21 protein-coding genes are annotated in these 21,392 nt (G+C 58.2%); 11 read left to right on the forward strand and 10 right to left on the reverse strand.

The window, feature by feature from the left end; genetic code table 11:
* Positions 1-110 precede the first annotated feature (110 nt).
* The 5 genes from K0F75_RS20990 (at position 111) to K0F75_RS21010 (ending at position 4,889) form a co-directional block, all read left to right on the forward strand.
* A complete protein-coding gene (locus K0F75_RS20990; RefSeq protein WP_219063891.1) occupies positions 111-1,457 on the forward strand; it encodes a TRZ/ATZ family hydrolase in 1,347 nt (448 codons plus the stop codon).
* A gap of 60 nt (positions 1,458-1,517) precedes the next feature.
* Positions 1,518-2,216: a bifunctional 2-polyprenyl-6-hydroxyphenol methylase/3-demethylubiquinol 3-O-methyltransferase UbiG gene (ubiG, locus tag K0F75_RS20995; RefSeq protein WP_219063892.1), complete on the forward strand. Its 699-nt coding sequence runs from the start codon at positions 1,518-1,520 to the stop codon at positions 2,214-2,216.
* 4 nt (positions 2,217-2,220) lie between these two features.
* Entirely contained in the window at positions 2,221-2,892 is a 672-nt protein-coding gene (gene mupP / locus K0F75_RS21000) for an N-acetylmuramic acid 6-phosphate phosphatase MupP (RefSeq protein ID WP_219063893.1), read from the forward strand.
* A gap of 70 nt (positions 2,893-2,962) precedes the next feature.
* Complete coding sequence (locus K0F75_RS21005) at positions 2,963-3,703, forward strand: YciK family oxidoreductase (protein WP_219063894.1); 741 nt, start codon at positions 2,963-2,965, stop codon at positions 3,701-3,703.
* Positions 3,704-3,962: 259 nt separating this feature from the next.
* A complete protein-coding gene (locus tag K0F75_RS21010) occupies positions 3,963-4,889 on the forward strand; it encodes a GGDEF domain-containing protein (protein WP_219063895.1) in 927 nt (308 codons plus the stop codon).
* Positions 4,890-4,942: 53 nt separating this feature from the next.
* Here the strand turns inward: K0F75_RS21010 and K0F75_RS21015 are convergent, their stop codons facing one another.
* The 7 genes from K0F75_RS21015 to K0F75_RS21045 form a co-directional block, all read right to left on the reverse strand.
* A complete protein-coding gene (locus K0F75_RS21015; RefSeq protein WP_374029122.1) occupies positions 4,943-5,686 on the reverse strand; it encodes a TenA family transcriptional regulator in 744 nt (247 codons plus the stop codon).
* Between the two features lie 86 nt (positions 5,687-5,772).
* Positions 5,773-8,238: an EAL domain-containing protein gene (locus tag K0F75_RS21020; RefSeq protein ID WP_219063897.1), complete on the reverse strand. Its 2,466-nt coding sequence runs from the start codon at positions 8,236-8,238 to the stop codon at positions 5,773-5,775.
* A gap of 232 nt (positions 8,239-8,470) precedes the next feature.
* On the reverse strand, positions 8,471-10,288 hold the full coding sequence (locus K0F75_RS21025) for an ABC transporter ATP-binding protein (protein WP_374029105.1): 1,818 nt from the start codon (positions 10,286-10,288) through the stop codon (positions 8,471-8,473).
* Complete coding sequence (locus tag K0F75_RS21030; protein WP_219063969.1) at positions 10,281-10,883, reverse strand: DsbA family protein; 603 nt, start codon at positions 10,881-10,883, stop codon at positions 10,281-10,283. The genes K0F75_RS21025 and K0F75_RS21030 overlap by 8 nt, the downstream gene beginning before the upstream one ends.
* Before the next feature lie 36 nt (positions 10,884-10,919).
* Positions 10,920-11,858, reverse strand: a complete 939-nt coding sequence (locus K0F75_RS21035) for a rhodanese-related sulfurtransferase (RefSeq protein ID WP_219063898.1) — start codon at positions 11,856-11,858, stop codon at positions 10,920-10,922.
* Positions 11,859-12,148: 290 nt separating this feature from the next.
* Entirely contained in the window at positions 12,149-12,448 is a 300-nt protein-coding gene (locus K0F75_RS21040) for a BolA family transcriptional regulator (protein WP_219063899.1), read from the reverse strand.
* Positions 12,449-12,482: 34 nt separating this feature from the next.
* Positions 12,483-13,013: a DUF2059 domain-containing protein gene (locus tag K0F75_RS21045; protein WP_219063900.1), complete on the reverse strand. Its 531-nt coding sequence runs from the start codon at positions 13,011-13,013 to the stop codon at positions 12,483-12,485.
* Positions 13,014-13,186: 173 nt separating this feature from the next.
* On the opposite strand from K0F75_RS21045, the gene K0F75_RS21050 reads away from it, so the two are divergent.
* A complete protein-coding gene (locus K0F75_RS21050) occupies positions 13,187-14,581 on the forward strand; it encodes a class II fumarate hydratase (RefSeq protein ID WP_219063901.1) in 1,395 nt (464 codons plus the stop codon).
* The gene (locus K0F75_RS21055) at positions 14,574-15,188 is read left to right on the forward strand and encodes an NAD(P)H-dependent oxidoreductase (protein ID WP_219063902.1); all 615 of its coding nucleotides are present in this window, start codon (positions 14,574-14,576) and stop codon (positions 15,186-15,188) included. Before K0F75_RS21050 ends, K0F75_RS21055 begins: the two co-directional genes overlap by 8 nt.
* A 58-nt stretch (positions 15,189-15,246) precedes the next feature.
* Here the strand turns inward: K0F75_RS21055 and K0F75_RS21060 are convergent, their stop codons facing one another.
* Positions 15,247-16,206: a DMT family transporter gene (locus tag K0F75_RS21060; RefSeq protein ID WP_219063903.1), complete on the reverse strand. Its 960-nt coding sequence runs from the start codon at positions 16,204-16,206 to the stop codon at positions 15,247-15,249.
* 232 nt (positions 16,207-16,438) lie between these two features.
* On the opposite strand from K0F75_RS21060, the gene K0F75_RS21065 reads away from it, so the two are divergent.
* On the forward strand, positions 16,439-16,657 hold the full coding sequence (locus tag K0F75_RS21065) for a DUF6316 family protein (RefSeq protein WP_219063904.1): 219 nt from the start codon (positions 16,439-16,441) through the stop codon (positions 16,655-16,657).
* A 3-nt stretch (positions 16,658-16,660) separates the two neighbouring features.
* Here the strand turns inward: K0F75_RS21065 and K0F75_RS21070 are convergent, their stop codons facing one another.
* The gene (locus K0F75_RS21070) at positions 16,661-17,266 is read right to left on the reverse strand and encodes a tRNA-uridine aminocarboxypropyltransferase (protein WP_219063905.1); all 606 of its coding nucleotides are present in this window, start codon (positions 17,264-17,266) and stop codon (positions 16,661-16,663) included.
* Between the two features lie 9 nt (positions 17,267-17,275).
* On the reverse strand, positions 17,276-18,169 hold the full coding sequence (locus tag K0F75_RS21075; RefSeq protein ID WP_219063906.1) for a LysR family transcriptional regulator: 894 nt from the start codon (positions 18,167-18,169) through the stop codon (positions 17,276-17,278).
* A 287-nt stretch (positions 18,170-18,456) separates the two neighbouring features.
* On the opposite strand from K0F75_RS21075, the gene speB reads away from it, so the two are divergent.
* Genes speB through K0F75_RS21090 form a run of 3 tightly spaced genes read left to right on the forward strand, consistent with a single transcriptional unit; the run spans position 18,457 to position 21,375 of the window.
* Positions 18,457-19,407, forward strand: a complete 951-nt coding sequence (gene speB / locus K0F75_RS21080; RefSeq protein WP_219063907.1) for an agmatinase — start codon at positions 18,457-18,459, stop codon at positions 19,405-19,407.
* Between the two features lie 9 nt (positions 19,408-19,416).
* Positions 19,417-19,821, forward strand: a complete 405-nt coding sequence (locus K0F75_RS21085) for a nuclear transport factor 2 family protein (protein ID WP_219063908.1) — start codon at positions 19,417-19,419, stop codon at positions 19,819-19,821.
* Positions 19,822-19,863: 42 nt separating this feature from the next.
* Positions 19,864-21,375 carry a cytosine permease gene (locus K0F75_RS21090; RefSeq protein WP_219063909.1) on the forward strand — a complete coding sequence of 504 codons (1,512 nt, stop codon included), beginning with the start codon at positions 19,864-19,866 and terminating at the stop codon, positions 21,373-21,375.
* Positions 21,376-21,392: the final 17 nt, after the last annotated feature.

Consider the following 21,392-nt stretch of genomic DNA (forward strand, 5'->3'; position numbering starts at 1 on the left):
AAGCCAAGATCGAGAGCAAAGCATCAAAAGCCGCCGATTATAGCGAGCCGCCCAAGAAGACGCTCGGGTATACTTCGCCGGCCCTGAATATAAGCTCTGGATGTCCTGCCATGCCCAATCCTGCTGCCCCGCTCGACCTGCTGCTCCTGCCCACCTGGCTGGTGCCGGTCGAACCTGCTGGCGTAGTCCTCAAAGAGCATGGCCTGGGCATTCGCGACGGCCTTATCGTGTACATCGGTCCCAGAGCCGAAGCGTTGAAGCAAACCGCGCTGCAGGTACGTGAGCTGCCGGGCATGCTCCTCAGCCCTGGCCTGATCAACGCCCACGGGCATGCGGCCATGACCTTGTTTCGTGGCCTGGCCGACGATTTGCAACTAATGACCTGGCTGGAGCGCCATATCTGGCCTGCCGAAGCCAAATGGGTCGATGAAACTTTCGTCCGCGACGGTACCGACCTGGCGATTGCCGAGCAATTGAAAGGCGGCATCACCTGTTTCTCTGATATGTATTTCTACCCCAAGGTGGCCAGCGAGCGCGTGCACAACAGCGGCATCCGCGCGCAAATCACCGTGCCGATCCTCGACTTCCCGATTCCGGGGGCGCGCACCACCGACGAAGCGCTGCACAAGGGCGTCGAGCTGTTCAATGACCTCAAGCACCACCCGCGGATCAACATTGCCTTCGGCCCTCATGCGCCGTACACCATCAGCGATGAAAACCTGGAAAAAATCCGGGTACTGGCTGACGAACTCGACGCGATGATTCATATGCACATGCATGAAACCGCGTTCGAAGTTGAGCAATCCGTCGAGCACCGCCATGAGCGGCCTCTGGCACGCCTGGGCCGTCTTGGTTTGTTGAGCCCACGCTTTCAAGCGGTACACATGACCCAGGTCAGCGATGAGGACCTGGCTTTGCTGGTAGAAAGTAATGCCAGCGTGATCCACTGCCCGGAATCGAACCTGAAACTCGCCAGCGGCTTTTGCCCGGTAGAGCGCTTGTGGCAGGCTGGAGTCAATGTCGCGGTAGGCACCGATGGCGCGGCCAGCAACAATGACCTGGACCTGCTCGGCGAAACCCGCACGGCGGCCCTGCTGGCCAAGGCTGTCGCGGGTTCGGCTACCGCACTGGACGCGCACCGCGCCCTGCGCATGGCCACACTGAACGGCGCCCGCGCCATGGGCATCCAGGCGCAAACAGGCTCGCTGGAGATCGGCAAGGCTGCGGATCTCGCCGCCTTTGACCTGTCCGGGCTGGCCCAGCAACCGGTGTACGACCCGGTATCGCAGCTTATATATGCCACTGGGCGCGATTGCGTGAGCCATGTTTGGGTCGCCGGCAAGCAACTGCTCGAGGACAAGCGCCTGACGCGAATGGATGAGCAAGCGCTTATTGAAACGGCCAAAAACTGGGGCCAGCGCATTCACGGCCATAAAGAGCAGCAGAAAACAGAATAAAGACCGCCCGAACCCTCGTTCGAACGCTCGCCAGCATTATCAAGTTTAAGAGGACACCCCATGAGCAACGTTGACCACGCTGAAATCGCCAAATTCGAAGCCCTGGCCCATCGCTGGTGGGACCGCAATAGCGAATTCAAGCCGCTGCATGACATTAACCCACTGCGAGTCAACTGGATCGACGAACGCGTCCAGCTGGCCGGTAAAAAGGTGTTGGACGTTGGTTGCGGCGGCGGCATTCTCAGTGAAGCCATGGCCCTGCGTGGCGCCACGGTAATGGGCATCGACATGGGCGAAGCGCCGTTGGCGGTCGCGCAGTTGCATCAATTGGAATCGGGTGTGACCGTCGACTATCGACAGACCACCGCCGAAGACCTCGCTGAAGAGATGCCTGAACAGTTCGACGTGGTGACGTGTCTGGAAATGCTGGAGCACGTCCCGGCCCCGTCGTCGGTGATTCGCGCCTGCTTCCGCATGGTCAAACCGGGTGGTCAGGTGTTTTTCTCCACCATTAACCGCAACCCCAAGGCGTACCTGTTTGCCATTGTCGGCGCGGAGTACATCATGGGCCTGTTGCCACGCGGCACCCATGACTTCAAGAAATTCATCCGCCCTTCCGAGCTCGGTGCCTGGAGTCGCGAAGCCGGTTTGCAGGTCAAGGACATCATTGGCCTGACCTACAACCCGCTGACCAAGCACTACAAGCTGGCGTCCGATGTCGACGTCAATTACATGATCCAGACACTTCGAGAGGCATAAAGGCATGCGTTTGAGAGCGGTTTTATTCGACATGGACGGCACGTTGCTCGATACCGCGCCGGATTTCATCGCGATCTGCCAGAGCATGCTTGCCGATCGCGGCCTGGCGTCGGTGTCGGACAAACTGATTCGCGATGAAATTTCCGGTGGTGCCCGGGCGATGGTCGCGGCAACGTTCGCCCTGTCGCCGACGGAGCCTGAGTTCGAAGCGCTACGCCTGGAGTTTCTCGAGCGCTATCAGGTCAACTGTGCCGTTCACAGCACGCTGTTTGATGGCATGGCCGAGTTACTGGTCGATATTGAGAAAGCCAATCTGATCTGGGGCGTGGTTACCAACAAGCCCGTGCGCTTTGCCCAGCCGATCATGGAGCAACTTGGTTTGGCCGAGCGCTCGGCAATCCTGATCTGCCCGGACCACGTAACCCACAGCAAGCCGCACCCGGAGCCTTTGATCCTGGCGTGCAGCATGCTCAACCTGGACCCGGCCAGCGTGCTGTTCGTCGGCGATGATCTGCGAGACATCGAGTCTGGACGCGACGCCGGCACCAAAACCGCAGCCGTGCGTTATGGCTACATCCATCCCGACGACAACCCCGATCACTGGGGTGCCGATGTGGTGGTCGATCATCCACTGGACCTGCGCAAGGTGCTGAATAACGCATTGTGTAGCTGCTGAAGAATAGACTGATCTGCTTCTGGCCACAGGCCGCAGGAGACGGGTGCCTTTTTAATTATTGAGGTTTTTCATGTTTGATTATTCCGCTCGTCCCGAACTGCTCAAGGATCGGGTGATTCTGGTCACTGGCGCTGGCCGTGGCATTGGTGCAGCTGCCGCCAAGGCCTTCGCTGCGCATGGCGCGACCGTGTTGCTGCTGGGCAAGACCGAAGCCAATCTGACTCAGGTCTATGACGAGATCGAAGCCGCGGGCTACCCTCAGCCAGCCGTGATCCCCTTCAATCTGGAAACCGCCCTGCCGCACCAGTACGACGAACTGGCCGCGATGATCGAGACCGAATTCGGCCACTTGGACGGTTTGCTGCATAACGCGTCGATCATTGGCCCGCGCACGCCGACCGAGCAGTTGTCCGGCGAGAACTTCATGCGCGTGATGCACGTCAACGTCAACGCGATGTTCATGCTCACCAGCACCTTGCTGCCACTGCTCAAGCTGTCCCAGGACGCCTCGGTGGTGTTCACCTCCAGCAGTGTCGGGCGCAAGGGTCGTGCCTATTGGGGTGCTTACGGGGTGTCCAAGTTCGCCACTGAAGGCTTTATGCAGAGCCTCGCCGACGAACTGGAAACGATCTCTTCGGTGCGCGCCAACAGCATTAACCCAGGCGCCACACGCACCAGCATGCGTGCGCAGGCTTACCCAGGTGAAAACCCACTGAACAACGCGACGCCCGAAGAGATCATGCCCCTCTACCTGTACTTGATGGGCCCCGACAGCACCGGCATCAACGGCCAGGCTTTCGACGCGCAGTGAGAGCTATTGCGCTGTAGCACAGCAACCCCCATCAAGGCGCCGGGCTTAAAATTGAGGTGACATAATATTGTCACCTCAATGAACTTGGTGGCCGAAGGCTACCAAACGAGTCAATGAACCGCCTACCCCGCGACACCTCCCCGCCTTATAGTTCCCTAACTCACTGAATATCAATGAATTTAATTAAATGAACTGTTTGGCACGACTTTCGCTCTAAAACACCAGCTAAGACTGCGTTATGTGTTTTAGGAGTAAAAACATGAATTCTTCTACCCAGACCAACGCAATTGATTTCGATAGCGCTAAATTGCAACGACTGGGATTTGGCCAATTGCAAAACGCCGCCCAGCGGCCTGTCGATGTGGCGCAATTGCGCCACCAGCTTGGCCTGCAATTACAGACCAGCCTTGAACCTGAAAGAATCCTGACGATTTTTTTTCGCGGCATTCAGCGAATGATTCCACTCACGGCGCTGAGTTACGAACACCGCGCCAGCGACCTGCACCTGAAAGTGGGCGAGGGTGGGCATCATCGTGTCAGTTACAGCTTGAGCAATGAAGGCGAACACCTGGGCGAGCTGGTCTTTCAGCGTAACCAGCGTTTTTCCGAACACGAATTGAGCCAGCTTGAGTCTTTGTTGCCTTGCCTGTTGTTCCCTCTGCGAAACGCCCTGCTCTATCGCGAGGCGACACAGAGTGCCCTGCGCGACCCGTTGACCTGTACCGGCAACCGAATCGCCATGGATCAAACCCTGTCTCGGGAAATCGAAGTAGCCCACCGTCATAAACACCCACTGTCCTTGCTGATGCTCGATATCGACCACTTCAAGCGGGTCAATGACGATTATGGCCATAGCACGGGCGATGAAGTGCTCAAAGCCGTCGCAAATTCCATCAAGGCCCAACTGCGCAATATCGATATGGTGTTTCGTTTTGGGGGTGAGGAGTTCTTGATAGTGCTCTCGAACACCGGGCGTGAAGCCGCTGCGATGATCGGCGAGCGCCTGCGTCTGGCGGCGAGCCATCTGACCTATCCAATGCTGGATCACCCGATTGAACTGAGCGTCAGCCTGGGCTGCGCCACCCTGTTGCCGGCCGAGTCGGCCGAAAGTGTTCTGCGCCGCGCAGACAGCGCGCTGTACGTAGCGAAACGTCAGGGGCGCAACCGTCTGGCGATGGCGGGCTAAGCTCGACTAGCTCGATTTGCCAAGCCTGCCCGTCACTCAGTTTTCGACCACTATCACGCACTCACGCGTTCACGCGATTGCGTTGCCTGCTCCAGCTGCATGCAGCGCTCCAGAAACAGGTACATGTAGTCGTAACTTTTGGTGACCGCCTGGCGCAGCTCAGTCTGCAATTGAACACTGGGGTTGTTACCGGCCAGCGTGCAGATGATTTCCAATGCCTCCCAAGGATGCGAGTCGTCGTATTGAGCGTGCATTTTCAGCCACTTCATGGCGCGCTTACGCTGATCTTCCGGGAAAGCATCGGCATATACACCGTTTGAGCAGACAAGTGCCGACCATTCACCGGTGGCGCCTTCAATGGCATAGTTAGTGGCCGCAATGGCGACGATCAGCGAGTCCGACGAACTGGAATGCCAACACCAATGGCTCAGGGCGTGCAATTCAGGTGGAACTTGCTGGGCCTGCAACTCTTCCAGGCTGACACCATGGGCCAGGCTCCAGTTAACCCAATAGTCGGCATGATTGAGCTCCACGCGAATATTGCGCATTAACCAACGACGCGCCATGTCTTCACCCGGATGGCGGGCGAAGCGGGTTTTTGTAAGGTTCTGCGCCATATACAGGGCGAACTGTTCAACCACCGGCCAGCCGCCGATCAGGTACTGCCGCATGGTTTTCGAATTCAGGCGGCCATCGCGCATCCGCTGATACAACTCATGTTCAACCACTCGACGCTTGGCTTCGCTGCACTCTTGAATCAGCTGCTGTGCCCACGCCGGATAACTGGTTGCATCCATGAGCGGACCGGTTCTGCAGAAAGTATCGATCACTGTTTTGGCCTCCTTTTTTTGTAGTGTCATTGTTCGGGGTCGCACACTGCGCTTTAGCGGAATGTTCCTGGCACCCTGAACAACAAAGGTGCAGGGCGAACCGGCCGGGTATACAGACTTTCACAGGTAAACACTTGCGGACGCTGGATAATGTAGCCCTGCGCGAAATCGACGCCGATCTCAAGCAGTGCCTGTTCAATCTCCGGGGTTTCAACAAACTCAGCGATGGTCCGCTTCCCCATCACATGCCCGATATGGTTGATCACTTCGACCATGGCGCGATTGATAGGATCATCCAGCATGTCTTTGACAAAACTGCCATCGATCTTCAAAAAGTCTACCGGCAGATGTTTGAGGTAGGCGAACGATGACATCCCGGCACAAAAGTCATCCAGAGAGAACAGACACCCCAAGCCTTTTAGCTCATTAATAAAACGGATCGCACTGCCCAGGTTTGAAATGGCACTGGTTTCAGTGATCTCAAAACAAATCAGGTCGGGCGGTATTTGGTACGTATCGAATTGCTCTTTCAGGTACTCCAGAAAGGCATCATCGCCAATACTGGTCCCCGACAGGTTGATCGCGCACATGGCCATAGGCCCGCTGTGCTTTGCCTCGCGCAGACACTGAGCGATGACCTTGAATACATTCTGCACCACCCAGCGATCCAGCGTGGTCATCAGGCCATAGCGCTCGGCAGCAGGAATAAAGCTGTCTGGCAGAATCATCTGACCCGTTTCATCGCGCAGTCGCAGGAGAACTTCGATGTGCCCTCCAGCATGCTCACTGACATTCCCGAGGTCGGCGATTTCCTGGGAGTACAGGCAGAACCGATTTTCTTCGAGAGCCATGTGCAGTCGCTGAACCCAGGCCATTTCGCCGAAGCGCATGGACAGCTCAGAGTCGTCTGCGTGGTAGACCTGCACCCGGTTGCGACCCTTCTCTTTGGCCATGTAACACGCCATATCAGCCGTGCGCAGTGAGGCCTCAAGGGTCGTCGGCACATGGGCTATATGCACCAGCCCGATACTGATGGTGGTGACGAAAGGCCGACCTTTCCAGACAAAATGCAGGCTTTGCACGGTTTCACGAAGGCTTTCGGCGATGATTTCCGCCGTTTCCGGCGGGCAGTTTTCCAGAAGGATGCCGAACTCATCACCGCCCAGGCGCGCCAGGGTGTCGCCTTCGCGCAGGCCCTGTTGCAGCAAGGTACAAATGTGCCGCAGCAACTCATCCCCCGCCGCGTGACCACTGGTGTCGTTGACCAGCTTGAATTGGTCCAGATCGAGAAACAACAGTGAATGGCGACCGGCCTGACGTGCCAGATTATTGAGGGCCTGCTCCAGCCGATATTCAAACTCGCGCCGGTTGGCCAGCCCGGTCAATGCATCGTGGGTCGCCTGCCAGGACAGATTGGCGATGTATTGCTGCTCTTGGGTCATGTCATGCAGGACCAGCACCGCACCGCTGACCTTGCCGTCGGACTGGATCGGCGAACCCACCAGCGCTACTGACACCGTGGTGCCGTCCAGACGCTGAATAGACCGCGAATGTTCGCTGGCGCCGCTCAGCTTGCCACCCAGGATGTGCTCTATCAGGGTGAAACTGTCTTTCTGGTCGTTCTCGTCCAGCAGATTGAACAGCGCAGCCAGCGGCAAACCGCTGGCCTGCGCGGTCTTCCAATGGGTCAGATGCTCAGCGGCCGGGTTCATGTAAGTGATCGAACCCTCGACATCGGTGGTGATCACCCCGTCGCCGATGGACTCCAGCGTGATTTGCGCCCGCTCTTTTTCCAGTTGCAACGCGCTGGCGAAAGCGTGCCGCTGCGTGAGCAATTTATGTGTGCGCAACAGCGCCAGAAGAATCAGCACCACTGCCGTTACCAAATTGGTGATCAGCAACAGGCGCAGAATGAACCGTGAACCCTCCCCCAACGCATCGCTGAAGGCTTTGGCCGCGGGTGTCACACCCTCGTTGATCGCATTGATCTGAGACTTCCAGCCACGCACATCATCGTTGGTCGCACTGCCCAGGCTGATACGGGTGTGCATTTGTTGGGCAACGGCATCAAGTTGTACCAGATAGCCGTCTCCGACTTTCCACAGCTCAATGGCTTTTTCCATGTAGCTGAAATGACGAAAATTCAAATACAGCCAGATAATACTCGGGACATCATCCGGGTGGTTTCCACCTTGCAGGATGCCTATACGAGCTGCTCCGATCTCAGGGATCGACCCGTCGAGCGCGACCCGTAGATCATGGCTACCCTGCGGAATGGCAATGGCTTGCTTGTACTTCTGATAATGCTGCTCATCCCGACTGTTGGCGTACAGGTTGAGGTAGTAGATGGCATCCTTTTGCCCTTTGGACCACATGCTCTCGCCCGCGACATACCCGCGAACGGCGGACAGCACATACAAGCTCACGCACCCCAGAAGCGTCTGGAACAGCACGACGGCTATAAATGGCCAAACAATTCCCAACAGACGGGGCCTCTCCAGAATCCGCTTTTCTTTCATGGTATCCCTTACATAAGCGTTTCTGATACTCACCCTGCAGCTTGAGTGATAGTCCTGAACAGAGCCTAGGCTAAAACCGAACAAGAAGGCAGACCATTTTCTCAAATTTGAGACGCGATACCGCCTGGCGGAGTCCTTTGGTTGGCGGCCTATGCAGGAGATTGAGGACTTATAAGAAATTCGTAGCGCTAGATTTATGCATAACCGGATCTTCGGCAAGACCGTCTGGTGATTATATTTGCTGCAAATGACCGTACAGCTTTGCGTACAGGCCACCCTCGGCGATCAATTGGTGGTGGTCGCCCTCTTCGGCAACCCGTCCGCCATCGAATACCAGGACCCGATCTGCCTGTTTCACCGCTGACAGGCGGTGGGCAATGATCAGGGTTGTCCGGCCGCTGAGGAAGCGCGCCAAGGCTTGGTGCAGGTTGTATTCCGTCGCGGCGTCGAGTGCCGAGGTGGCTTCGTCGAGAATCACCACTTTGGGATCGGCCAGGACCATGCGCGCAATCGCCAGCCGCTGACGCTGACCACCGGACAAGCGCACGCCAGAACGCCCGACGATGCTGTCCAGTCCCTGCGGCAGGGCGCCGATGGTGTCGTCGAGCTGGGCGATTTCCAGCGCGTGCCAGCAGGCTTCATCGGTGCGCTCACGGCCCATGGTCAGGTTGGCGCGTACCGTGTCGTTGAACAATGCCGGATGCTGGAGCACCACCGCGACGTGTTCGCGCACAGTTTCCAGACCGATCTCCTGCTGGCTTGCGCCGCCAAACCGGATGCTGCCCGCTTGAGGCGTGTACAGCCCCAGCAGCAATTGGACCAAGGTGCTTTTACCACCCCCACTGGCGCCTACAATCGCAACCTTCTCTCCTGGGGCGACCGACAGGTTCAATTGATCCAGCACCAACTCTTCGCCATACCCAAAACTCAGGCCACGCACCTCGATATCGACGGTTTCCCGACCGGTAAACGGGTCTGTACCGCCGGGGTATTGCGGCTCATCGGCGCGCGCCAGCAGCTCGTTGATGCGGGTCAACGCCCCGCCTGCCGCGTAGTAGGCGTATTGCAGATTGAGCAGTTGTTCCACCGGACCGATCATGAACCACAGGTAGCTGAACACCGCGAGCATCTGGCCGATGGACAGGTCGGAAAACAATACCGTGAGCATTGCCGCCGCGCGGAAGATATCGATGCCGAACTGGAACAACAGCCCACTGGCCCGGCTTGAAGCGTCGCTTTTCCATTGGGAGGCGATGGCGTAGTTGCGAACCTCTTGCGCCCGCACCCCCAGGCGTCCTAGAAAAAAGCCCTGGCGATTACCGGCACGCACTTCCTGAATCGCATCCAGGGTTTCGGTCAGCGCTTGGGTGAAGCGAGAGGTGCTGTCGTTCTCGAGCTTTTTCAGGTGCTTGACCCGCTTGCCCAACTGCACCGTGGCGTAAATCACCAATGGGTTGAACAGCAGAATCAGCAGCGCCAACTGCCAATGCATCCACACCAGAATGGCAGCGGTGCCGGTCAGGGTCAGCATGGCGACGAGGAAGCGGCTAAGGGTTTCGCCGACGAATTTGTCCAGGGTGTCGAGATCGGTCACCAAATGCGTGGTGACCGTACCGCTGCCCAGGCTTTCATACTCGCTGAGGGAAATGCGTTTGAGGCGCTCGATCAGACGAATCCGGATGCGGTAGACGATGTCCTTGGCCAGTCGGGCGAACAGGCGCGCCTGCAGCACGTTGAACACCAGCGCCCCCAGACGCAGGGCAAACGTCACCAGCAACATCAGGCCAATGTAGCCTACGGCCTTTTGCAGGCTGTCAGGCAGCAGATGGTTCATGAACTTAAGCGCTGAATCGCCGTGCCCGAGCAGCACTTCATCGACCAGCAAGGGCAGGAGCAACGGGATCGGCACACTGCACAAGGTCGCCAGCACAGCCACGCCGTTGGCGATCCACAGGGCCTTTTTATGATGAAGTGCCAGGCGGCGAATTTCGGCCCAGCTTAGTCGATCGATACGAGGTGCAGCTTCAGGGCGGCTCGGTTGCTCATGCACAGGCAGCGCGCTCCAGCCAACGGCCGAGCAACGGAGCTAATTGGTCGAGAGGTTGATAACCGTTGGTCAGTAACGCCAACTGACCGTTGCGTTCGGCGAGCAATGTCGGGAAGCCGGCGATGCCCAGATCCTGTACCCAGGTAAAGTCCGCTGCCGTGGCAGCACGCTGTTCAGGACTGTCGAATGCCTCGGCAAATTCGATTCGGGGCAAACCGGCCTGTTCCGCCAGCTCTACCAGAACCGAGGCACGGGTCACATCGCGGCCTTCGACGTAGAACGCCTGCTGAATCAATTTGACCAGCGTCCAGGCGCTCTCCGGATCGAGGTCTCGCGCCGCGACCAGTGCGCGGCAAGCCGGCTCGGTGTCGTAAACGAAACCGTCCGGCAGCGCGCCCTCAAAACGAAAAGGCTGACCAGTGGTGTTCGCCACCGCTTGCCAGTGTTCGAGGATATAGCGCTGCGTGGTGGGCTCCAGCGCCGCACCACTGCCCGTGCGCAACCCGCCCGCCACCAGATGCAATGCAACGCCCGCCGCCTTCGCCTGTTGCACCAGGGCCTCGGCCACCGGAGCAAAGCCCCAGCACCATGAGCACATAGGGTCCATCACGTAGAGCAGGCGGGCTTGCATGTCTCAGGCCTCTGTTGGCAGTCGGTAGTTGCGACCAATCGGGTGCGGTTGGTTGCGTGCCTTGGCCAATTCGATCTGCTTTTGCCGATCGATGGCGCTGCGGCGAGTCTTCTCGCTTAATTTATCCCAACAGTGCGGGCAACTGATACCCGGTACGTAGTGTTCGCTGGCACGGTCCTCAGCGCTGATCGGGGTCCGACAGGCGTGGCACTGATCGTAATCCCCTTCGCTCAAGTCGTGGCGCACGGTGACGCGGTTGTCAAAAACGAAGCAGTCACCACGCCAAAGGCTGTCTTGCTGCGGCACTTGCTCAAGGTATTTGAGGATGCCGCCCTTGAGATGATAGACCTCATCGAAGCCTTGGCCGAGCATGTAGCTCGAGGCTTTTTCGCAGCGAATGCCGCCCGTACAAAACATGGCGACTTTCTTGTGCTTGGCTGGGTCGAAGTGGGCTTTGATGTAGTCCGGGAACTCGCGAAAACTGGTGGTTTTCGGATCGATGGCGCCTTCGAAGGTGCCAATCGAGACTTCGTAATCATTGCGGGTGTCGATCAGCAGGACTTCCGGATCGCTGATCAGCGCGTTCCAGTTTTCCGGATCAACGTAGGTGCCGACATTCTTGTTCGGGTCGACGCCTTCGACGCCCAAGGTGACGATTTCTTTCTTGAGTTTGACCTTGGTGCGATAGAACGGCTGATCATCGCAGTACGATTCTTTGTGATCGATATCGACCATGCGTGGATCGTTTTTCAACCAGGCCATCAAGCCGTCGATGCCTTCGCGGGTACCGGAAACGGTGCCGTTGATGCCTTCTTCCGCGATGAGCAGGGTGCCTTTGATGCCGTTATCGACCATCGCCTGCAACAGCGGTTCGCGCAGGGCGACGTAATCGGTGAGGGTGACGAACTTATACAAAGCCGCCACGACAATTTTTTGATTCATGCTGCGTCTCCAGGTGGGTGCTCTCGCAAAGAGCCGACCCGATGCTAAAAAAAACGCGCCGGCTGATGCGGCGCGTTGTGGATTCTAGCAAAACTGCAGTGTCTGAGACAGGCATCGAATCTGACTCTGGCCTAAGGTCGTAGCAACTGAGTTCATCACGCCAATCGCTGATCCCCTGTAGAAGCTGACTTGTCTGCGATCGGCCGCGTAGCGGTCGCAAAAATCGAAAAATTGCGCAGCATTCGAAATTTTTTAAGGTCCTTCGGCCCTTATCGCAGACAAGTCAGCGCCTACAGCTTGCTACCACCGGCGCAGGTCGGTGAATCTGGAGCCGCACCGGTTTTCGCCCATTCTTCAGGCGTGTAGGTGTGCAGCGCCAGGGCATGGAATTCGCCCATCAAATCACCCAGCGTGGCGTAAACCTTCTGGTGACGCTTGACTGCATTCAACCCGGCGAACTGATCACTGACCAGTACCGCCTTGAAGTGGGTCTGCAGACCACGGCTGTGCATGTGGCTTTCATCAAGCACTTGCAGATGCTGCGGCTGCAAGGCGGCCAGAGCCGCCTCGATTCGCTGTTGCATGGTCATATCTGCCTTCATTAACGATTAACGTCAACTGCGCTTATGGCTTTTTGGCCGGAGCAGCAGGAGCAACGGCTTTTGCCGGTTCCAGTTCTGCAGTCATGTCAGCCAGCAATTTGTTGACGACAGGCACTGCGCTTTCCAGTTTGCCTTGGGTCAATTGCGCCGACTGCTGAGTCAGTTCAGGCATCTTGGTCAGCACTTTCTTGCCCAATGGGGACTGATAGAACGCGACCAGATCCTTCAACTCGCTTTCGGTGAAGTTGGCGGTGTAGAGCTTGACCATGTCTGGCTTGAGCTTGTCCCAGCCGATAGCGCGATCCAGGGCTGCGTTGGCTTTGGCCTGATAGGTCTCAAGCAAGGCTTTTTTCGACTCAGGGGCTTTGGTTTCGGCAAAGCGCTGCTGGAACATTTGCTGCACTTGCATGTAAACCGGTGTGCCCAATTTGTCGGCATGAGCCAGCTTCAGAAATGTTTCAGCACTGGCGTTATGGCTGGCGGTGTCGGCAAAAACCTGGCCGCTGGCGCATACCAGAGCAACCGCGGTACAGATGGCACGAAGACGGGTCATCGAGTTTCCTTATCATCTAGCAGGCGAGGCAGAACCCCAAGACCGGCCATTCTGCGCCCATGTCTGCTTACGGCTCAACCCCCGACTGGCGAGCGGTTAAAAACGGAGCTTAGGGAACCCAACCCGGTTAACTGAGCCTAAACTTTGCAATCAGACCTTAAGGAGTGAGCCCGATGAGCCGTATCGAGACCGACAGCATTGGCCAGATAGACGTACCTGACGATGCTTACTGGGGGGCACAGACTCAACGCTCACTGATCAATTTCGCGATTGGCAACGAGCGTATGCCGCTGGCCGTATTGCATGCCCTGGCGCTGATCAAGAAAGCCGCCGCGCGGGTCAACAACCGCAACGGCGACCTGCCCGCCGACATCGCGCGCCTGATCGAACAATCGGCTGACGAGGTGCTCAGCGGTCAGCTGGACGAACAATTTCCCTTGGTGGTCTGGCAGACCGGCAGCGGTACCCAGAGCAATATGAATGTCAACGAGGTGATCGCCGGGCGCGCCAACGAGCTGGCCGGCAAAGGGCGCGGTGGCAAAGCGCCGGTACACCCCAACGATCACGTGAACCGCTCGCAAAGCTCCAACGATTGTTTCCCGACGGCGATGCACATTGCGGCGGCGCAGGCGGTTCAGGAGCATCTGCTGCCAGCGATTGCCGAGTTGTCCGGCGGGCTGGCCGAACAGTCGACGCGGCACATGAAACTGGTCAAAACCGGGCGCACCCACCTGATGGATGCCACACCGATCACCTTCGGTCAGGAGCTCTCGGCGTATGTCGCACAGCTCGATTACGCCACACGGGCGATTCGCAGTGCGTTGCCTGCAGTGTGTGAACTGGCTCAAGGCGGCACCGCTGTCGGTACCGGCCTGAACTCGCCACACGGGTTCGCCGAAGCGATTGCCGCCGAATTGGCCGCCCTTTCCGGCCTGCCGTTTGTGACTGCGCCGAACAAGTTTGCCGCGCTGGCCGGTCATGAGCCATTGACCACGTTATCGGGCGCCCTGAAAACCCTGGCCGTGACCCTGATGAAAATCGCCAATGACCTGCGCCTGCTAAGCTCTGGACCACGTGCCGGGCTGGCCGAAGTGAGGCTGCCGGCCAATGAACCTGGCAGCTCGATCATGCCCGGCAAGGTCAACCCGACTCAGTGCGAGGCGTTGTCGATGCTGGCCTGTCAGGTACTGGGCAATGACGTAGCCATCGGCTTCGCGGCCAGTCAGGGCCATCTACAATTGAACGTGTTCAAGCCGGTGATCATCCACAACCTGCTGCAATCGATTCGTCTGCTGGGTGATGGCTGCAGCAATTTCCAACAGCATTGCGTTGCCGGCATGGAGCCGGATGCCGCGAAAATGGCGGAACACCTGGAGCGCGGCTTGATGCTGGTGACCGCACTGAATCCACATATCGGCTACGACAAATCGGCGCAGATCGCCAAGAAAGCCTACAGCGAGGGACTGACCTTGCGCGAAGCGGCCCTGGCATTGGGTTATCTGACCGAAGAACAGTTCGACGCCTGGGTGCGTCCGGAAAACATGCTGGAGGCGGGCAGCAATGGGTGATCCGAAAAGCGGCGCCACTCCACTGGAAGGGGACGGCAAACGCATCCTGATGATTTTTGGTACGCCGAAAACCATCAGCCTCTGCCACGCATTGGGCGAAGCGTATGCCCGAGGCGCACGCAGCGAGGGGCATGTGGTGCGAATGCTCAAATTAGGTGAGTTGGAGTTCGATCCGGTGCTGCGTTACGGCTATGAACAGAGCCAAACCCTGGAGCCTGACCTGTTGGAGGCTCAACGACAGATTCATTGGGCCCAGCACGTGGTGTTTGTTTACCCCATCTGGTGGGGTGGCCTGCCAGCGTTGCTCAGCGGCTTTTTCGACCGGGTATTTTTACCCGGCTTTGCGTTCAAGGCCCACGGTCGCAAACACCCGTCGAACGAGCTGCTCAGAGGGCGCACCGCAGAGATACTGGTGACCATGGACACCCCGCCGCGCTACTTCCGCTGGGTCTATGGTGCCCCGGCGCACCGGCAGATGGTGCGCACTATTCTGGATTTTTGCGGGATCAAAACCCAGCGTTTGAAAGAGTTCGGCCCGGTGCACAGCTCGTCTGAAGAGCAACGACAGAAATGGTTGCGAGAGGCCGAGCAGTTGGGCCGGGTTTAGCAGGCGGCCTTTTCAGGACGCCTTGGCGAAAGGGCCGACACGCTCCGCCCGACACCGATCAAACACCGGCCATTCTGGCCCGCCGTGCCCGCAAGCCCGCCATCAACGAGGGACCCAAGGCCGTGAGGGCCGAGCCGAGTACCACCAGCACCGCACCGCTGTAGCCCAACCCATTAATGTCTTCGGCCTGCACATAGTCAGGCCACAACCAGGCGGCGGTCGCCACGGAAGCAAAAGTCACCAAGGGCGTGATCGCCAACGTCGCACTCACCCGTGACGCTTCCCAATGGGCCAGCGCTTCGGCAAAGGCACCGTACGCCACCAGCGTGTTCAAGCAGCACGCCAGCAATAACCAGCCTTGCAACGGGCTCAACTGCAACGCCTCCATCGGATGCGCCCACGGCGTTACCAGCAGTGCGCAGAACAGGTAAATCACCATCATCACTTGCAGCGAGTTCCACACCGTCAGCAACTGCTTCTGGCTCAAGCCATAAAACGCCCAGACAGCGGACGCCAGCAGCACCGTGAGAATCCCGGCCGTGTAGTCGCCCAGCGAGGTCAGCAACTCGATCAGCCGCTGATTGAAGAACAGGCCAAAGCCGATCAGCAGGATCAATAAACCTACCCCCTGCCCCAGACTGAAACGCTCCTTGAACAGGAAAATACTGCTGATCAGCAGCAGGACCGGCCCCATCTGGATCACCAGTTGTGTGGTGCCCGGACTGAGCATTTTAAGGCCGATCAAATACAGCACGTAGTTGCCCACCAACCCGCAGACCGCAAGCGCCACGAGCCCTTTGCCCTTGCGCCCCAGCACTTTGAAGCTTGGCAGACGTCCCACCGATGCCAGCCAGATAAACAGCAGCGAACCGGAAACCAGTAGCCGAAACCAGGTCACCGTGACCGGATCCATCACTTGCAATACTTGCTTGAGCTTGACTGGCAGGATGCCCCACAGCACCGCTGTCACCAACGCCAGTGACAGGCCGTACAACCAGCGCCCAGAAGAGACATGCATCGCAGAGCATCCTATAAACGAGCCGTAAAAAGGCAGTACAGCAGAGCCGCCATTCTAGGCGCGGTTTGGCCCGCGACGCAGGGACAGTTGTGCGCAGAGATTTCCGCAAAGTGTGTTAATTGATGGCCGCCGGCCACTTATCCGATGTATTCCTGCCCGCTATTGGCAAGATTTAAACTAGGCTTTGTCCGCCACCACAGCTGTCCACTACGTCCAATCCCAGGAAACGACCATGTTCGGAAAGCGCGCACAAGACCCAGTCCCGACCGTCCACTACCGCTGTGATCGTGTTTCGCTGGTCAATGGGCAGTACTTTTTCAGTACCCGGGAAAACACCCTGGAAGGCCCGTTCCCAAGCCGCACCGATGCGGAGCGTGAAACCGATGCCTATATCCAGCGAATGCAGCGGATCAAGGCGGAGCAACAGCAACAGTCCTCACTGAACGGCTGATGCTTAAAGATGGTTACGCTGATAGGTGTCCTCGCCCATCGCCGCAATTTGCCCGTCGATAAGCGCCTCGAAAGGCCGCAATAGCGCCTCGAACGTTTTTGGCGTCTCCAATGTCTGCAACGCCTGGACAATGGCTTCTACTGTCGACAACGCACCCGGCCCCGGCGCTTTGCGCAATCGATAGCGTGAAGGCACGGCTTGCGCCAGGGTCACCCGGGGCAAGGCCGCCAACAGCGGATTGAGGTGCAGTAACTTGCGCGCCTTACGCCAGGTGCCGTCCGGCACTACCAACAACATCGACGTACTTCCCGCCTCACCGCCTTCGCTCCGGTAAGCCTCTAACGGTTGCGCATCGTCGGCGGGGAACAGCAGCCTTGCCTGATAACCGGGCGGGTTCAACAGCGCAGGCAAGTCATCGAACACTTCACCCACAATCAACTCGGCATTGTTCAGACCCAGCGCCGCCAGCCGTGCGGTGTTCAGGGCGTGATTGACTTCGCTCGGGTGCTGCAAAATCAACACCCGGGTGCGGCTGTCGAGGTGCGGGATCAGCGCGCACAGGCAATGAGTTTCAGGTCGCAGGCAGCGGGCGCATTGGGCACGGGACATAGGTTCTCCTCAGCTCTGATTGAGCTGCGCCTTGAGCAAGTCACGGAAAGTCTGGATCAACGGTTCGCGACTGCGCCCACGGCGCACGATCATCGAGAACGGCGCCTGATAGCCAAACGTCGCGGGCAGCAATACCCGCAGATGACCGGAGTCTGCCCAGGCTTGCGCATAATGCTCCGGCAGGTAGCCGATATAGGCGCCGGACAGCACCAGAATCAGCTGTGCCTCCATACTTTCCACCGTCGCAGCGCTGTGCTTGAAGCCATGCCGCGCCAGCTCAGCCTGGCTCCAGTAACCACGTCCGACCATGCGCTGCTGAGTGATGACTTGTTCGGGGATGCGCCGCTCAGTGAACAGTGGATGGCGATTGCTGCAATACAGCCAGTGTTGCTCGCGGTACAACGGCTGATAGACCAGCCCGCTCATGCGTGTGGAAAAGGCGCCGATGGCCAGGTCGAGCCGGTTGTCCTGCACGCCGAGCTGCAATTCGTAGGGACTCATCACTGACAGGTGCAAATGCACCGCCGGATGTTCCTGGCTGTAGGCACCAATGGCTTCAGCGAACGGCAACGCACGGTCACTGACAGTGGAGTCGATTACCCCGAGATTGAGCGTGCCACGCAGTTCGCCTTTGAGGGCGGCGGCGTATTGCTCGAAATCCTCCAGTTCACCGAGCAGACGCAGGGTTTCCTGATGGAACAACTCGCCCTTGCTGGTCAGGCTGAAACCGCCCCGCCCACGATGGCACAACACCAGCCCCAAGGCCGCTTCGAGCTGACTCATGTAGGTGCTGATGGCCGAGGTCGACAGGTTGAGTTCCTGCTGAGCGCTGGCAAAACCCTGATGCCGCACCACGCTGACGAAGATGCGCAACAGTTTCAGGTCGGGTAACGCGTTGGCCATGGTGGTTCCGGGTATTTACAGACCTGGCTCAATCTCCTGTAGGAGCTGGCTTGCCTGTGATCGAGTGCACAGCGCTCGCAAAAAGGGTGAATTCACTACCGCAGGAAGGTCGTTCCGACCTTATCGCAGACAAGTCGGCGCCTACAGAGGTTGCGTACGGCACAGTCTAACTGTGATTCCCTCGATAGTTTAGAAATCTCTGAACTAAGTATTTTGCCTCAGCGATTCTTTCAATCCTTCGTACTTTGCAAAATCCGCCTAAATCACAACAACGATGAGGCAATCCCGTGGAAAAGATTTTTCACCAACCACTGGGCGGCAACGAAATGCCGCGCTTCGCCGGCATCGCCACCATGATGCGTCTACCCCACCTGCAATCGGCTGCTGGCCTGGATGCCGCCTTTGTTGGCGTCCCGCTGGACATTGGCACCTCGCTACGCCCTGGCACCCGTTTCGGACCGCGCGAAATTCGCGCCGAGTCGGTCATGATTCGCCCGTACAACATGGCCACCGGTGCTGCACCTTTCGATTCCCTGTCCGTGGCTGATATCGGCGACGTGGCGATCAATACCTTTAACCTGCTGGATGCCGTGCGCATCATCGAAGAGTCCTACGACAAGATTCTCGAACACGATGTCATCCCCCTGACGCTGGGCGGTGACCACACCATCACCCTGCCCATCCTGCGTGCTATCCACAAAAAGCATGGCAAGGTCGGACTGGTACACATCGACGCCCACGCTGACGTCAACGATCACATGTTTGGCGAGAAAATCGCCCATGGCACAACCTTTCGCCGCGCAGTAGAAGAAGGCCTGCTCGATTGTGATCGTGTGGTGCAAATTGGTCTGCGCGCTCAGGGTTATACCGCCGAAGACTTCAACTGGAGCCGCAAACAGGGCTTCCGTGTGGTCCAGGCGGAAGAGTGCTGGCACAAATCCCTCGCTCAATTGATGGCTGAAGTCCGTGAAAAAGTCGGCGGCGGCCCGGTGTACCTGAGCTTCGATATCGACGGCATCGATCCCGCGTGGGCACCCGGCACCGGCACCCCTGAAATCGGCGGCCTGACGACTATCCAGGCAATTGAAATCATCCGTGGCTGCCAGGGCCTCGACCTGATCGGTTGCGATCTGGTAGAAATCTCGCCGCCTTACGACACCACCGGTAATACCTCGCTGCTGGGCGCTAACTTGCTGTACGAAATGCTCTGCGTACTCCCCGGCGTTGTGCACCGCTGAGGGATGACCATGAGCGACCGTGATGATGTCCTGCAAGCCGCCGCCGACCTGGTGACGGCGTTTGCCAAAAATGATCGCGAAGCCTACTTCGGCGCCTTCAGCACCGATGCGAGCTTCGTGTTTTACACCCTCGAACAACCGTTGTTGTCGCGCGATGCCTATCAGGCGTTGTGGGACAGCTGGCGGTTGGAGGGGTTTGAAGTACTCCGCTGCGTTTCCAGTAATGCTCACGTCAGCCTGCAAGGCGACGTCGCGATTTTTATCCATGACGTTGCCACCGAGCTGCGCATGCAAGGGGAGCAAAGCCTTAGCCAAGAGCGCGAAACCATTGTGTTCCGCCGACAACAATCCACTGAAAAACAACAGAAAGGCCGTTGGCTGGCCTGCCACGAACACTTGTCCGCACTCCCTTAAGGCTGCCACCTCCTTAGCCCAATGAAATGATCGGAGCAGATCATGAATAACAACAACAACGACCAAAGCATCAACAGCATCGAGACGTTCGGGGTTGAACAGATCCCCGATCACGCACGTACCGCGACACCCCGCGACCTGTTCCGGATGATTTTTGGTGGGTCCAATACCTTTGCGACCGCCGTACTCGGCAGTTTCCCGGTGCTGTTCGGCCTGTCTTTTCAGGCCGGCGTCTGGGCGATTGTGCTGGGCGTACTGGTCGGCTCGATCATCCTGGCACCCATGGGCCTGTTCGGTCCGATCAATGGCACCAACAACGCGGTCTCTTCCGGCGCGCATTTCGGTGTGCACGGGCGAATCGTCGGTTCGTTCCTGTCGCTGTTGACCGCTATCGCGTTCTTCTCGCTGTCGGTATGGAGTTCGGGCGATGCCTTGATCGGCGGCGCCAAGCGCTTGATCGGCCTTCCGGAAAACGACCTGACCCTGGGCCTGGCCTACGGCTTGTTCGCGATTCTGGTGCTGACCGTGTGCATCTATGGCTTCCGCTTCCTGCTGTGGGTCAACAAGATCGCCGTGTGGAGCGCCAGCCTGTTATTCCTGCTGGGCATCTTCGCCTTCGCCGGCCCTTTCGACATCAACTTTGCCGGCAGCGTCAGCCTGGGCAAAGAAGGTTTCTGGGCAGCCTTTATCGGTTCTGCGCTGGTCGCCATGAGCAACCCGATTTCTTTCGGCGCGTTCCTCGGAGACTGGTCGCGTTATATTCCGCGCGAGACGTCGAAAACCAGAATCATGCTGGCCGTGATCATCGCTCAGGCTGCCACGCTGATTCCGTTTCTGTTTGGCCTGGCCACGGCGACCATCGTGGCAATCAAAGCACCTGATTACATTGCGGCGAATAACTATGTCGGCGGTCTACTGGCCGTTTCACCGACCTGGTTCTTCTTGCCGGTGTGCCTGATCGCGGTGATCGGCGGGATGTCGACTGGCACCACTTCGCTGTATGGGACAGGCCTGGACATGTCCAGCGTGTTTCCACGGGCGTTGTCACGGGTCAAAGCCACCTTGCTGATCGGCGTGATGTCGATTGCCTTCATCTTCATTGGCCGCTTCGCTGCCAACCTGGTGCAGAGCGTATCGACCTTCGCCGTGCTGATCATCACCTGCACCACGCCCTGGATGGTGATCATGATCATCGGCCTGCTGGTGCGTCGCGGTTTCTATTGCCCGGACGATCTGCAAGTGTTCACCCGCGGTGAAAAAGGTGGCCGCTACTGGTTCACCCACGGCTGGAACTGGCGTGGCCTGGGCGCCTGGATCCCAAGCGCGCTGGTGGGCCTGTGCTTCGTCAACCTGCCGGGGCAATTCGTAGGCCCGCTGGGCAATCTGGCGCAAGGTATCGACATCAGCCTGCCCGTGACCCTCGGCCTGGCGTCGGTGATGTACTTTCTGCTGCTGAGCCTGTTCCCGGAAACATCGCTGGTGTATGCGCCCACCGACCCACGCCGCCAAGACAACAAAGCCGCTGATACCGCCACACTGCGACAAACCGTCTGATCCATCAACGCTCGCGG

The sequence above is a fragment of the Pseudomonas sp. UMAB-08 genome, assembly GCF_900095225.1.
GTDB lineage: Bacteria > Pseudomonadota > Gammaproteobacteria > Pseudomonadales > Pseudomonadaceae > Aquipseudomonas.